Source organism: Frateuria sp., from assembly GCF_035944355.1.
In the GTDB taxonomy this organism is placed as follows: Bacteria; Pseudomonadota; Gammaproteobacteria; order Xanthomonadales; family Rhodanobacteraceae; genus Frateuria_A.
Map to the genome: position 1 here is coordinate 254726 of NZ_DASZBH010000016.1, position 14166 is coordinate 268891.

Genomic DNA, 14166 nt, shown 5'->3' on the forward strand with positions numbered 1-14166 from the left:
CGGCCTGGGCGGCTACGCCAGCGCGCCACGCAGCTGGCGCACGCGCGCTTCCAGCGCCTCCAGCCGTAGCGGCTGCGGCGGTACCGGCGCGTCGACCACCAGCTCGACCCGTGCGCGGAAGCGTCGCGGCAGGCGCGCGCGGCCCAGGCGCGTGTCGCGCCGGCTCCACACGCTGCCCCACAAGCCGCGCAAGGCCATCGGCACCACCGGCACCGGCCGGCGCTCCAGTACGCGCAGCATGCCGGGCCGGAACGGCGCGATCTCGCCGTCGCGGGTCAGGCCGCCTTCGGGAAAGATGCATACCAGCTCGCCGGCGGCGAGCGCCTGGTCGATCGCTTCGTAAGCCGCGGCCAGCACCGCCGGGTCTTCCTTCTGGCCAGCGATGGGGATCGCCCTGGCGGTGCGAAAGATGAAGTTGAGCACCGGGATGTCGAAGATGCGGTAGGACATGACGAAGCGCGCCGGTCGCCGCAGGTTCGCCATCAGCAGCAGCGGGTCCATGAAGCTGACGTGGTTGCACACCAGCAGCGCCGGCCCTTCCTCCGGCACGTGGCGCATGCCTTCCACGCGCACGCGGTAGAGCGTGTTGACCAGCACCCAGGTGATGAAGCGCATCGGGAACTCGGGCACCAGCGTGAAGATGTACGCCGCTACCGCCACGTTGAGCACGGCTGCGGCCAGGAACGTCTCCACCGCATCGAAGCCCAGCACGCCCAGACCCAGCCCGAAACCGGCCGCCAGCACGATCAGCAGCGCATTGACGATGTTGTTGCCGGCGATCACGCGCGAAAGCTGCTCGCGCGGCGCGCGCGCCTGCACGAAGGCGAACAGCGGCACGACGTAGAAGCCCGCGAACACGCCGATCAGGGCGAGGTCCAGCGCGATGCGCCAGCTTCCGCCACTACGCAGGAAGGCCAGCCAGTCCAGCCCATGCGCAACGGCTGCGCCGTGCCGGGCGAAATAGAGGTCCACGCCGAACACGGTCAGGCCGAACGCGCCCAGCGGCACCAGGCCGATCTCCACCCGCCTACCGGACATGCGCTCGCACAGCAGCGCGCCCACGCCGGTGCCGATGGAAAAGAGCGTGAGCACCAGCGTGTTGACCGAGCCGTCGCCGCCCAGCGTTTCGCGCGTGTAGTTGGGCAGCTGCGCGATCAGCACCGTGCCGAAGAACCAGAACCAGGAGATGCCCAGCACGGCGTTGAACACGGCGCCATCGCGCCGCACGATGCCGAGCACGCGCGCGGTTTCGCTCAGGGGGTTCCAGTTCAAGCGGAGCTCCGGCGCGGTAGCCGGCGCCGCCGGAATGCGCCGGCTCGCCAGGTAGCCGGCCACCGCCACCGCGATGGTGGCGGCCGCCGCCAGCCATGGTCCGATGCCGGTGACCAGCATCAGCGAATTGCCGGCGATCATGCCGATGAGCATCGCCAGCTGCGTGCCCATCTCGACCAGGCCGTTGCCGCCCACCAGCTCCTGCGGCTTGAGCGCCTGCGGCAGGATCGCGTACTTGATCGGCCCGAACGTGGTCGAGTGCAGGCCCATCAGGAACAGCACGGCCAGCAGCAGGCCGGTGTCGTGCGTGAGAAAGCCGACGGCGGCCAGCGCCATCGCGCCGATCTCGAACAGCTTGACCCAGCGGATGATGCGCGTCTTCTCGTATTTCTCCGCCAGTTGCCCGGCGGTCGCCGAGAACAGGAAGAACGGCAGGATGAACAGCGCCGGCGCCAGATTGGTGTAGAGCGACACGCTCCTGTCGTCCAGCCCCATCTGGAACGCCACCAGCATCACCAGCGCGTTGCGGAAGGCGTTGTCGTTGAACGCGCCCAGCGCCTGGGTCCAGAAGAACGGCGCAAAGCGGCGCTGGCCGAGCAGGCTGAACTGGCTCATGCGGGTCCCGGTCCCAAGGCTGGCGCTAGCCTAAAGCGCCGGAGCCTCTGCCGCCATCGCGTCGGGCGGCGTTGCGGCCGGCGCCTTATGGGCATACCTTCCGCCGCGGAAGCCGCGGTTGGGGCCGGCGCACGCATGACATCGCCTGCCAGCGGGCCTTCCGTGGCGCTCATGGCGCCCGCCCACATGGCGCCTGTGTTTTCGAGGGGAAACACCATGGACTTCAGCCGCAGATACCTGGTCTTCGCCTTGTGCTATGCCGCTATCGGCATGGCGCTGGGCATCTACATGGCCGCCTCGCACGATCACGGTCAGCTGGTCACGCATGCTCACGTGCTGCTGGTGGGTTTCGTGCTCTCGCTGATCTACGGAATCATCCACCGGCTGTGGCTGGACGCGCCGCGTCGTGCCCTCGCCAACATCCAGTTCGTGCTGCACCAGGTAGCGGCGCCGGCAATGTTCGTCGGCTTGTTCCTGCTCTACGGCGGCAAGGCCGCCGAAGCCACGCTCGAGCCGCTGCTTGGCTTCGGTTCGTCCGGCGTGCTGGCCGGCATGCTGCTGATGCTCTACATGGTGCTGCGGCCAGGGGCCGTGCCCACCGCCCAGCCGGACAAGGCGGCCGCCTGAGCTTCAGCCTCGCCGCAACGCCCGGTGCGCGATGTCGCGCCGGCAGAACGCGCCGTTGAAGTGGATCCTGGCGACGGCTTCGTAGGCGTGCTCGCGCGCGGCGGCGAGGTCGTGGCCCAAGGCGCAGACGGTCAGCACGCGGCCGCCCGCAGTGGCCGCACGGCCTTGCGCGTCCAACTTGGTGCCGGCGTGGAACACCTTCACGGTGGGATCGAACGGGCCTTCCAGCCCGCCGATCGGATCACCGCTGCGCACGCGGCCGGGGTAGCCCTCGGCCGCGACCACCACGCCGATCGACGGACGGCTGTCCCATTGCGCACGGGTGTGGCGCAGCTCGCCGTCCAGCGCGGCCTCGATCAGCTCGACCAGGTCGGACTTCAGGCGCAGCATGATCGGCTGGGTCTCCGGGTCGCCGAAGCGCACGTTGAACTCGATCACCTTGGGAGCCCCGGACTTGTCGATCATCAGCCCGGCGTAGAGAAAGCCGATGAACGGCGCGCCTTCGGAGGCCATGCCGTGCAGGGTCGGCTCGATCACTTCCTTCAGGATGCGTTGCTCGACCGCGCTGGTGACCACTGGCGCCGGCGAATAGGCGCCCATGCCGCCGGTGTTCGGTCCGAGGTCGCCCTCGTCGCGGCGCTTGTGGTCCTGGCTCGAAGCCATCGGCAGCGCGTGGCTGCCATCGCTCATCACGATGTAGCTGGCTTCCTCGCCTTCGAGGAATTCCTCGATCACCACGCGCGCGGAGGCATCGCCGAAGGCGTGGCCGCCCAGCATGTCGTGCAGCGCCTGCTCGGCGTCGGCCAGCGTCAGCGCCACCACCACGCCCTTGCCCGCGGCCAGGCCGTCGGCCTTGATCACGATCGGCGCGCCCTGCTCGCGCACGTAGGCCAGCGCGCCGGAGAGTTCGGTGAACACCGCATAGCGCGCGGTGGGAATGTTGTGGCGGAGCAGGAAATCCTTGGCGAAGGCCTTGGATCCCTCCAGCTGCGCCGCGATAGCGCGCGGGCCGAAGATGCGCAGGCCGGCGGCGCGGAAGCGGTCGACCACGCCGGCGACCAGCGGCACTTCCGGGCCGACCACGGTCAGGCCGACCTTCTCGGCCTTGGCCAGCGCGAGCAGGCCGTCGAGGTCGTTCATCGCCACATCGGCGTTGCGTACGCCGCGCTCGCGCGCGGTGCCGGCGTTGCCGGGCGCCACGATCACCTCGCTGACCCGCGGCGACTGCTTGAGCTTCCACGCCAGCGCGTGTTCGCGCCCGCCGCTGCCGATGACCAGGACCTTCATGCCGACTCCACACGTGTGCGCCCCGCGGCGCAGGCGCGCATTGTAGCCGAGCGCATACGGCTTCCTTACCGGCTACGCGCGGGAGACCGGGCCATTGCCCGTGTGTCGCGGCCGGTTCCGGCGTGCCTCACCCACCCTCCCCGAGAGCCGGGGATTCCAGGCACGATCAGGCGTGGTGACGGGCGAGCAGTTCCAGCAGCGCGGCGCGGGGCAGTTTGCCGGTCTCGTTGCGGGGCAGGACGGCGACCCGCAGCAGTGGCCGCGGCAGGAAGACCGGATCGACCGCGCGGCGCAGTGCCTCCAGGATGGCGTGCTCGTCCAGCTCCGGCGCCACCGCCAGCGCGGCAATGCGGTGGACTCCCAGCGCATCGCCGCCTTCGAGCTGGAACACCACGCCGTCCTGCACGCCGGGAATGGCCAGCAGGCGCCGGGTGAGGTCGCCCAGCGAGGCGCGCTTGCCGGCGATCTCCAGCATGTCGGCCTGGCGCCCGCGCAGGCGGAAGCCGCGGCCGTCGGCGGTCAGGGTGACAATGTCGGGCAGCAGCCGCGGTGCATCCAGTTGCGGCGCGTCGACCTGGGTGCCGTCGGGCTGCGGGTGCAGCTGTGCGCCGGCATAGAGCGTCCAGTGCTCTTCGGTCGTGGTGCGGCGGCTGGCGAACACGCAGGTTTCGGTGGAACCGAAGACCTCCAGCAGCGGCGCGCCGAAGCGTTGCTCGGCCGCCTGCGCAAGCTCCACCGGCATCGGCGCCGTGGCCGAGACCATGGCCGCCAGCGGCGGCAGCGCAATGCCGGACTCCACCAGCGCGCGCAGGTGTACGGGGGTGGTCACCAGCACGCGCGGCGCCGGCGCCTGGGCCAACGCGGCGGCCACGTCGGCGGGGAAGAACGGCCGTCCGGCATGCACGCCCACGCCGCCCAGCAAGGGCAGCAGCACGCTCATCTCCATGCCGTACATGTGCTGCGGCGGCACGGTGGCGACCACCGCGAAGCGCTCGCCCACCGCCGCGCGCAGCATCGCCAGGTTGCCGGCGTTGCTGGCGTGGAAGCTGCGCCAGGTCTTGGCGTTGGCGCTGGGCGCGCCGGTGGAGCCGGAGGTGTAGCCGATCGCCACCACCTGTTCGGCCGGAATCTGCGGCCAGTCGTCGGTCTCGCCGTCCACCGGCTGCGCCGACAACGCCGGCAACCGGTGGTAGCCGGCCGGCGCCGGGTCCAGCGCCTGCTCGCCCAGCGCATAGCAACCCGGATGCGCGGCCATCACCTCGTCCACCGCCTGCGGGGCACGCGAGGACGGCAGCAGGTTGGCCTGGCCGCGCAGCGCGATCGCGCAGAAGGCGACCAGGAAGGCGTAGCGGTCCTCGCACAGGTTCACCGCGGCGCCGGCGCCCGGCAACGCCGCGGCGACCTGGCGCACGTGGGCCAGGAACTGCGCGGCGCTTACCGGTTCGCCGTCGCGCCAGGCCAGCACGCGCCCAGGTGTATCCGCGTGCAGCAGCGCCAGACGCTGCGGCGCCTCGCGCTGGAAAGTGTCGTAAACGATGGCCAAGCCGCTTATCTCCCAGTCCGCCATGCGCCAGACGCACACAGCATGGCCGCCGACCGCCGCAAGTCGGCGTGAACCGTGCGTTTGTCGTTGTCCCGCCGCAGGCCGGGCAAAAGGCGCGCGGCGCCCCTTGGACGCTCAGGCGCGGATGATAGCGCCGGTGAGCGCATCGCGGATCACCGTCGGACGGTCCTGGCTGCCCAGCGGCGCATCGAGGACGCCGCCAAGCGCGTCGCCGAAGTAGTCCAGCGCCTGCTGCGCGCTGCGCGCCGGCGGCGAGCCGTGCGGGTTGGCGCTGGTCGACACCAGCGCGCCGCCCCAGGCGCGGCACAGCGCGGCGGCCGGTTCGTGCGCGGTGACGCGCAGCGCGATGCCCGCGTGCGCGCCGGCCACCCAGGCCGGCACCGCTGCGGTGCGCGGAAAGATCCAGGTGTTCGGCCCGGGCCAGCTCGCCTTGACCTGCGCCATTACCTCGGCGGGCACCTTGGCCAGATCGATGTAGCGCTCGATTTGGGCGAAGTCCGCCGCGATCAGCAGCACGCCCTGGGTCGGCGGGCGCTGCTTGAGCGCGAACAGGCGCTCGAACGCGGCCTGGTCGCGTGGGTCGCAGCCCAGGCCGTAGACCGCCTCGGTCGGATAGGCCAGCACGCCGCCATTACGCATCAACGCGGCGGCGGCGCCGCATTCGGACAGATTGAAGCGTGCGGTCATGGTCAGGCGCCGGCGGGCTTTTTCGCGGTCGCCTTCTTCGTGGCGGCCTTCTTGGTGGCCGTCTTCTTGGCAGCCGTCTTCTTGGCTGCGGCCTTCTTCGCTGGCGCCTTTTTGGCCGCCGTTTTCTTGGACGCGGCCTTCTTGGCGGCCGGCGCCTTCTTCGCGGCCGCCTGCTTGGTGGCGGTCTTGCGCGCGAAGCGGCCCTTCTTGGCCGGGGCGGCGGCCAACAGCTCCAGGCACTGAGCTTCGGTCAGGTCCTTCGGCTCGGTGTCCTTGGGGATGCGCGCGTTCTTCTCGCCGTCGGTGATGTACGGGCCGTAGCGGCCGTTGAGCACCTGCACGCCGTTGCCGAAGTCGGCGATGACGCGGTTGGCGAGCATCTCCAGCTTCTCGCGCACGATCTGCAGGGCGCGTGGCAGTTCGATGGTGTAGGGATCGTCCTCGGCCTTGAGCGAAGCGTAGGTGCCGCCCTGCTTGACGAACGGGCCGAAGCGGCCGATGCCCACGCTGACCTCTTCGCCGCTGTCGCTGCTGCCCAGCACGCGCGGCAGCTTGAACAGCTCCATCGCCTGCTCCAGCGTGATGGTGTGCATGCTCTGGCCGGGCCGCAGGGAGGCAAACTGCAGCTTCTCGTCGGTGTCCTTGTCGCCGATCTGCGCATACGGCCCATAGCGGCCCAGGCGCACGGACACCGGCTTGCCGCTCTTGGGGTCGATGCCCAGCTCGCGTGCGCCGGTGGCTTCGCTGCGGTCGACCGACTCGGTCTTTTCCTCGACCTGGGTCTTGAACGGCTGCCAGAAGCGCTCCATCAGCGGCACCCAGGCTTCCTCGCCGCGGCTGACCGCATCCAGCTCGTCCTCGAGCTTGGCGGTGAAATCGTAGTCGACGTACTGGTTGAAGTGCTGGGTGAGGAATTTGCCGACCGCGCGGCCGACGTCGGTCGGTTTGAAGCGGCGGTTGTCGAGGAATACGTACTCGCGGTTCTGCAGCACCTGGATGATGCTGGCGTAGGTCGACGGGCGGCCGATGCCGTATTCCTCCAGCGCCTTGACCAGGCTGGCTTCGGAGTAGCGCGGCGGCGGCTCGGTGAAATGCTGGTCGGCCAGGATGTCGGAAAGCGCGACCTGCTCGCCCTTGGACAGGCGCGGCAGACGGCGGCCTTCCTCGTCGTCCTCGGCGGTGCGGGTGTCGCGGCCTTCCTCGTACACGGCGAGGAAGCCCGGATCGACCACCGTGGTGCCGGTGGCGCGGAACGCGGCCGGGCCGCCGGCGGCGTTCGGCAGTTCGAAGTCCACCGACACGGTGTTGAGCGTGGCGTGGATCATCTGGCAGGCGACCGTGCGCTTCCAGATCAGCTCGTAGAGCTTGCGCTGCTCGTCGTTGAGGAAGGCCGCGACCTGGCGCGGCGTGCGCATCGCCGAGGTCGGGCGGATCGCCTCGTGCGCTTCCTGCGCGTTCTTGGACTTGGTCCGGTAGACCTGCACGCCGTCGGGCAGCGCCTCGCGGCCGAAGTCGCGCGCGATCAGTGCGCGCAACTCGTCGGTCGCCTCGGTCGAGAGCGAGGTGGAATCGGTACGCATGTAGGTGATCAGGCCGACGTTGCCCTCCTGTCCCAAGCTCACGCCCTCGTACAGGCCCTGCGCGATCTTCATCGTGCGGCTGGTGCCGAAACCGAGCTTGCGCGCGGCCTCCTGCTGCAGGGTGGAGGTGGTGAACGGCGCCGCCGGGCGGCGCTTGCGTTCCTTCGAGGTGACTTCGCTCACGGTCAGGCGGCCGTGCGCGGCATCCTTGAGCGTGGCGCGCGCGGCCATCGCATCGGGTTCGTTGGTGAGGTCGAACTGTTCGAACTTCTTGCCGTTGAGCCGGGTCAGGCGGGCGCCGAAGTCGCCCTCGGCGTGCTTGAGCTTCGCCTCGACCGTCCAGTACTCGCGGGCGACGAAGGCTTCGATCTCCTCCTCGCGCTCGACGATCATGCGCAGCGCTGGGCTCTGCACGCGGCCGGCCGACAGGCCGCGCTGCACCTTGCGCCACAGCACCGGCGAGAGATTGAAGCCGACCAGGTAGTCCAGCGCGCGGCGGGCCTGCTGGGCGTCGACCATGTCGTGCGACAGCCCGCGTGGCTGCGCCACCGCGGCCTTGATCGCCTTGGGCGTGATCTCGGAGAACACCACCCGGTGCATGCGCTTGCCTTCGGTCAGTCCGCGCTCCTTGAGAATCTCGCTGATGTGCCAGGAAATGGCTTCGCCCTCGCGGTCCAAGTCGGTGGCGAGGTAGATGTCGTCGGCCTGCTTGGCTGCCTTGGCGATCGCATCGACGTGCTTCTCGTTGCGCTCGATCACCTCGTACTTCATGGCGAAGTGGTTGTCCGGGTCGACCGCGCCCTCCTTGGGCTTGAGGTCGCGCACGTGGCCGTACGAGGCCAGGACCTGGAAGTCCTTGCCGAGGTATTTGTTGATCGTCTTGGCCTTGGCAGGCGATTCGACGATGAGGAGGTTCTTGGCCATCAGCTGGGGATTCCGGAAGCGGTCCGTGCCGCCGGCTGGCGGGCACACTCTTTATTAGTTGAGCCATGCGCGCGCGTGGGCTGTCAAGCCGGATCGCGTGAAAGCGCGGCCCGGCGCGGGTTGCGAGGGCTGCAGCGCGCGGGCGCCGCGCATGCGCGGTGGCCCCCGGCTGCATGTGGCGGCTAGCACACGCACTGGAACCGGTTGCCGGGCAGGCTCTCGACGCGTCCGTCCAGTTCGAGCATCAGCAACATGGAGGACAGCGCCGCCGGCGGCAGGCCGGTGCGCGCCGCCAGTTCGTCGAGCGTGGCCGGATCGTGGCCCATCGCCCGGTACAGCAGGCGGTGCTCGGGATCCGGGTCCGCCGCGCCGGCGGCAGCGGTCACGGCGGTTCCGGTTCCGGCCGCCAGCCGCGCGGCCAGCTCCATGCCCAGCGCGCGTGCCGCCGGCGCCAGCGCCTCGATCAGTTCGTCCGGCTCCTCGACCAGCCGCACGCCTTCCCGGATCAGGCGGTGGCACCCGCGCGCCAGCGGGTTGTGCACCGAGCCGGGCAGGGCGAACACTTCGCGGCCCTGCTCGCCGGCCAGCCGCGCGGTGATCAGCGAACCGGACTTCAGGCCCGCCTCGACCACCAGCGTGCCCAGCGACAGCCCGGCGATGATGCGGTTGCGGCGGGGGAAGTGGTCTGCACGGGGCGCCATGCCGGGCGGGAACTCGCTGACCAGCGCGCCACGCGCCGCGATGGCGCGCGCCAGCGCCTGGTGCTTGCGCGGGTAGACGCGATCCGGGCCGGTGCCGACCACCGCGACGGTCGGCGCGCCGGCATCCAGCGCCGCGGCGTGCGCCGCGCCGTCGACGCCTTCGGCCATGCCGCTGGTGATCACGAAGCCGGCCTGCGTCAGCGCGCTGGCGAACCGGCGGGCATGCGCCAGGCCGCCCGAGGTGGCGCCACGCGCGCCGACGATGGCGACCTGCGGGCGCAGCAGCAGGGCTGCATCGCCGTCCACGAACAGCGCCGCGGGCGGTTGTGCGATGTGTTCCAGCGGCGGCGGGAAGTCCGCGTCGGTACAGCACAGCAGGCGACGGCCGGGGGCGTCGAGCCAGGCGAGATCGGCGGCCAGTCGCGCTTCGTCCGGCCGCGCCAGCCAGCCGCGGGCCGCATCCTCCAAACCTGCCGGCGCGCGCCGCAGTGCATCGAGCACGGCATGCACGTCACCGCTCCCGTCGGCCAACCGCTCGCGCAGCCAGGCGGGCCCGATGCCGGGTGTTCGCAGCAGGATCAGCCAGGCGCGCAGCGCGTCAGGGTCGCTCATCCGGGCCAGTGTAGGGAGCGCTCCACGAAAAACGGCGCGGCCGAAGCCGCGCCGTCCTGTCGGAGAAGCCCGAAAGTGGAAGCCTTACTGGGGAAGTTCCAGGCGGTCGCCGCGATGCACCGGCCGCAGGCCATCCATCACCAGGCCGTAGCTGACCCGGTCGAAGGTGCGGAACACCATCACGTGGCCGACGAACTCCTCCGGCAGGGTCACCTTTTCACCGACGCCGCGATCCCAGCTGCTGCTGGCAACGTCGTCGTGCACCCGCTCGCCGGGATGGAACAGGGCGTAGGTCTGGCCGTTGTCCACGCCGTCCTTCGCGCCGATCGACAGCGCCACCACCTGGCGGCGGCCGGCTGCGTCCATCGCGTCGGCGAACGCGATCACCCTCGCATTGCGCGGCAGCGACTGCGGCGCGTGCGGGTAGTAGTACGGATCGTAAGCGGGGCCATCCAGCGGCAGGACACGGTCGCCGGCGCGGATTTCCTGGGTGGCGTCCAGCAGCAGCAGCGTGGACGGATCGCCGTCGCGCAGCGTCTCGGCGGTGCCGATCACGCTGACTTCGACGCCGAGGTCTTCGCCGCGGCCGTAGTGGCCGTCGTCGCGGAAATCCTCGGACCACGGTGTGCGGACCATCGCCACATCACTGTCCAGCTCGTGCCCGACGACCTCTTCGCCGCCGTCACCCTTGTCGCCCTGGGCGAAGCCACGGAACACGTGGGTCGGGCGGACGATCGCCCAGCGCTGGCCCGGGCTGCTCTTCAGGCCACGCACGTAGAGGTTCTGGCCGACCGCGCCGCGCAGCCGCGCCTCCTCGAAGCCGACCACGTAGGGCGCCGAGCTGACCGCATTGGAGTCCATCACGCGCATGTCCTTGAGGAACATGCGCAGCTGGTCGAGCGGGATCGCAGGAACGGCCTCGCCTTCGCGGTGCGCCGAGGGCTCCAGCTTCACCCGCGGACCATTGATGAAGGAAAGGTTGAGCATGTCGCCCGGATAGATCAGGTGCGGGTTGCGCACCTGCGGGTTGGCCTGCCAGATCTCCGGCCAGAGCCAGGGCTTGGAAAGGAACTTGGCCGAGATGTCCCACAGCGTGTCGCCGCGGCGCACGGTGTAGGTATCGGGGTGGTCGGCGCGCAACTGGGCGCCGGCGGCATACACGGCAACGGTGACCAGCATGCCGGCCAGCAGCCCGATGGACTTCTTGATCATGTGCGGGATTCCCCTACCCCCGAGGCTCGGGCGAGTGTAACCGAACGGTGAAGGCCCGCAACCGGGAGCAGTTGGCAAAATCGCCTGCCGCACGGGAGCTTGCCGCCGTACAATAAGGCCCATTCTAGTTTGCGCCGGGGCCTTTCGATCCGCCGATCCGCCCGCATCCGAAGGCGCCAAAGGTGATTGAAATGTCCGTCCTGACGATCCTCGAATTTCCCGACCCCCGGCTGCGCACGCAGGCCGCGGCGGTGACCGCGTTCGACGCCGAACTGAAGCAGTTCGTGGCCGACATGTTCCAGACCATGTACGAGGCCAACGGCGTGGGCCTGGCGGCGACCCAGGTCAACGTGCACAAGCGTGTGCTGGTGGCCGACATGAGCGAGGAGCGCAACCAGCCGCTCGCGCTGATCAATGCGCAGATCGTGGACAAGGAAGGTTCGCAGGTATACCAGGAGGGCTGCCTGTCCTTCCCCGGCATCTATGCCGACGTCACCCGTGCGCTGAAGGTCACGGTCAAGGCGCAGGACGTGGACGGCAACGAGATCACGGTGGAGGCCGAGGGCCCGCTGGCGGTGTGCATCCAGCACGAGCTGGACCATCTGGCCGGCAAGGTGTTCGTCGACTACCTCTCGCCGCTCAAGCGCAACCTGCTGCTCAAGCGCCTGGAGAAGCAGCGCAAGCAGGCGGCGAGCGCTTGATCCGCGTCGTTTTCGCGGGCACGCCGGAGTTCTCCGTTCCCTGCCTGGAAGCCTGCCGCGCCAGTGGTGCGCAGGTCGTCGCCGTCTACACCCAGCCCGACCGCCCTGCCGGCCGCGGGCGCAAGCTCGCCCCCAGTCCGGTCAAGCAGGCCGCGCTGGCTGCCGGCCTGCCGGTGGAGCAGCCCGAGTCGCTTAAGTCGGCCCAGGCCCAGGCCACGCTGGCCGGCTACGCGCCGGACCTGATGGTGGTGGTCGCCTACGGGTTGATCCTGCCGCGCAAGGTGCTCGCCATTCCGCGCCTCGGCTGCTGGAACGTGCACGCCAGCCTGCTGCCGCGCTGGCGCGGCGCGGCGCCGATCCAGCGCGCGATCCTCGCCGGCGACGCGGAAACCGGGGTCGACCTGATGCGCATGGAGGCCGGCCTGGACACCGGCCCGGTGCTGCTGGAGAAGCGCACGCCGATCCATCCGGTCGACACCGGCGGCACGCTGCACGACCGGCTCGCCGTGCTGGGCGCCGAGGTGCTCGCCGAAGGCCTGCGCCGCGCGCTAGCCGGCGAGGTGCCGGCCGCGGTGCCGCAGCCGGCCGCGGGCGCGACCTACGCGCACAAGCTGGACAAGGCCGAAGCGCGGCTGGATTTCGCCCGTCCCGCGGTCGAGCTGGAACGCGCCGTGCGCGCGTTCGACCCCTGGCCGGTGGCCGAGGGCGCGCTCGCCGGCGAGAACGTCCGGATCTGGGCCGCCCAGGCCGTCGGCCGCGAACACGGAGCCACGCCCGGCACCGTGCTGGCCGCCGGCCGCGACGGCATCGAGCTGGCCTGCGGCGAGGGCGCTCTGCGCATCACCGCACTGCAACGCGCCGGCGGCAAGCGCATCAGCGCCGCCGATTACCTCAACGCGCGTCCCGAACTGCGCGGAGCGCCCAAGTGAGCCACGCCGTGCTCCCCTGCCCACGAGGGAGAGGGGGCATCGGTCGCGGCCCCGTGGCGTCCGTGCGCGAGCCCATCCCGGATGGCCGTCGGTTCGGTAGCCGGCCTCGGGCGAGCGGGACCAGGCCATGACCGACACCCGTGCCCTGGCCGCCACCGCGCTGGCCGACATCGCCCTGCGCGGCGCCTCGCTGCGCGAGGCGATGGAGCGCCATGCGGGCAAGCTGCCCGACCCGCGCGACCGCGCCCTGCTGATGGCGCTGTTGAGCGAGGGCGCACGCTGGTGGCTGCGCTTCGATCCGGCGCTGGATCGCCTGCTGGCGCAGCCGCTGCGGCGCAAGGAGCCGCAGGTGCATGCGCTGCTGGTGCTCGGCCTGGTGCAGCTGGAAATCCTGGAGCTCAGCGACTACGCCGCGGTGGCGGCCACCGTCGAGGCGACCCGGGCGCTCAAGCGCCCGCGCTTGGCCGGGCTGGTCAATGCCGTGCTGCGCCGCTGGCAGCGCGAGCGCGGCGAGCTGCTGGCCTTGCTCGATGCCAATCCCTCCACCCGCCATGCCCATCCGGCCTGGCTGGCCGATGCGATCGCCCGCGACTGGCCCGACCAGGCCGAGGCCGTGCTGGCTGCCGACAACCGCGAACCCCCGCTGATGCTGCGCGCCAACCGCCGCCGCACCACGCGCGAGGCGCTGCTCGAACGCCTGCGCCTGCACGGCCAGGCGGCCGAACCGCACCCCTGGCTTGCCGACGCCGTCGTGTTGCCGCACAGCGGCGACGTCACCCGCCTGCCGGGTTTCGCCGAGGGCCTGTTCGCGGTGCAGGACGGCGCCGCCCAGGCTGCCGCCGACCTGCTCGATGCCCGCCCCGGCCAGCGCGTGCTCGATGCCTGCGCCGCGCCGGGCGGCAAGGCCTGCCACCTGCTCGAACGCAACGAGCTGGACCTCACCGCCTTGGATTCGGACCCCGCCCGCCTGCGCCGGATCGGCCAGAACCTGGAGCGCCTGGGCCTGCGCGCCGACCTGCGCGCCGGCGACGCCAGCGCGGCGGAGGCGTGGTGGGACGGCCGGCCCTACGACCGCATCCTGATCGACGCGCCCTGCTCGGCCACCGGCGTGCTGCGTCGCCGGCCGGACGTACGCCTGCACCGGCGCGCCAGCGACATCGACGCGCTGGCCGCGCTGCAGCAGCGCATCCTCGCCGCGCTGTGGCCGCTGCTCAAGCCGGGCGGCCGGCTGGTGTACGCCACCTGTTCGCTGCTGCGCGCGGAAAACGAGACGGCCGTCCAGGCCTTGCTCTGGAGCGCACCCGACGCGCGCGCGCTGCCATTCACCCTGCCGGCGGGGCAGGCGGCCGCCGTGGGCTGGCAGATCCTGCCCGGCGATGGCGATCTGGACGGCATGTACTATGCCGTGCTGGAAAAGCGGTAACCGCGGCTCAGCGCCAGGTAAGCACGCCCAAG

Annotated in this window: 11 protein-coding genes; 4 read left to right on the forward strand and 7 right to left on the reverse strand. The window is 70.8% G+C overall.

Features of this window, described 5'->3' with window-relative positions; all coding sequences use genetic code 11:
- Positions 1-12 precede the first annotated feature (12 nt).
- The gene (locus VGU03_RS14135) at positions 13-1887 is read right to left on the reverse strand and encodes an MFS transporter (protein WP_327481583.1); all 1875 of its coding nucleotides are present in this window, start codon (positions 1885-1887) and stop codon (positions 13-15) included.
- Positions 1888-2103: 216 nt separating this feature from the next.
- On the opposite strand from VGU03_RS14135, the gene VGU03_RS14140 reads away from it, so the two are divergent.
- Positions 2104-2514, forward strand: coding sequence for a TonB-dependent receptor (locus VGU03_RS14140; protein ID WP_327481585.1), 411 nt, complete (start codon positions 2104-2106; stop codon positions 2512-2514).
- 3 nt (positions 2515-2517) lie between these two features.
- Here VGU03_RS14140 and purD read toward each other — a convergent pair whose 3' ends face one another.
- The 6 genes from purD to VGU03_RS14170 all read right to left on the reverse strand — a co-directional run bounded on the left by purD (position 2518) and on the right by VGU03_RS14170 (position 11081).
- Positions 2518-3801 carry a phosphoribosylamine--glycine ligase gene (gene purD, locus VGU03_RS14145; protein ID WP_327481587.1) on the reverse strand — a complete coding sequence of 428 codons (1284 nt, stop codon included), beginning with the start codon at positions 3799-3801 and terminating at the stop codon, positions 2518-2520.
- A gap of 166 nt (positions 3802-3967) precedes the next feature.
- Positions 3968-5344 (reverse strand): AMP-binding protein, encoded by a 1377-nt coding sequence (locus tag VGU03_RS14150; protein WP_327481589.1) that lies wholly within the window; start codon positions 5342-5344, stop codon positions 3968-3970.
- A 135-nt stretch (positions 5345-5479) separates the two neighbouring features.
- Positions 5480-6052, reverse strand: coding sequence for an L-threonylcarbamoyladenylate synthase (locus tag VGU03_RS14155; RefSeq protein WP_327481591.1), 573 nt, complete (start codon positions 6050-6052; stop codon positions 5480-5482).
- Between the two features lie 2 nt (positions 6053-6054).
- The gene (locus VGU03_RS14160) at positions 6055-8556 is read right to left on the reverse strand and encodes a DNA topoisomerase I (protein WP_327481593.1); all 2502 of its coding nucleotides are present in this window, start codon (positions 8554-8556) and stop codon (positions 6055-6057) included.
- 182 nt (positions 8557-8738) lie between these two features.
- Positions 8739-9869, reverse strand: a complete 1131-nt coding sequence (gene dprA / locus VGU03_RS14165; RefSeq protein WP_327481595.1) for a DNA-processing protein DprA — start codon at positions 9867-9869, stop codon at positions 8739-8741.
- Positions 9870-9953: 84 nt separating this feature from the next.
- Complete coding sequence (locus VGU03_RS14170) at positions 9954-11081, reverse strand: LysM domain-containing protein (protein ID WP_327481597.1); 1128 nt, start codon at positions 11079-11081, stop codon at positions 9954-9956.
- Between the two features lie 191 nt (positions 11082-11272).
- Between VGU03_RS14170 and def the strand changes: the two genes are divergently transcribed.
- The 3 genes from def (at position 11273) to rsmB (ending at position 14134) form a co-directional block, all read left to right on the forward strand.
- On the forward strand, positions 11273-11782 hold the full coding sequence (gene def / locus VGU03_RS14175; protein ID WP_327481599.1) for a peptide deformylase: 510 nt from the start codon (positions 11273-11275) through the stop codon (positions 11780-11782).
- Positions 11782-12711, forward strand: coding sequence for a methionyl-tRNA formyltransferase (gene fmt, locus VGU03_RS14180; RefSeq protein WP_327482118.1), 930 nt, complete (start codon positions 11782-11784; stop codon positions 12709-12711). Before def ends, fmt begins: the two co-directional genes overlap by 1 nt.
- 127 nt (positions 12712-12838) lie before the next feature.
- The gene (gene rsmB, locus VGU03_RS14185) at positions 12839-14134 is read left to right on the forward strand and encodes a 16S rRNA (cytosine(967)-C(5))-methyltransferase RsmB (protein WP_327481601.1); all 1296 of its coding nucleotides are present in this window, start codon (positions 12839-12841) and stop codon (positions 14132-14134) included.
- Positions 14135-14166: the final 32 nt, after the last annotated feature.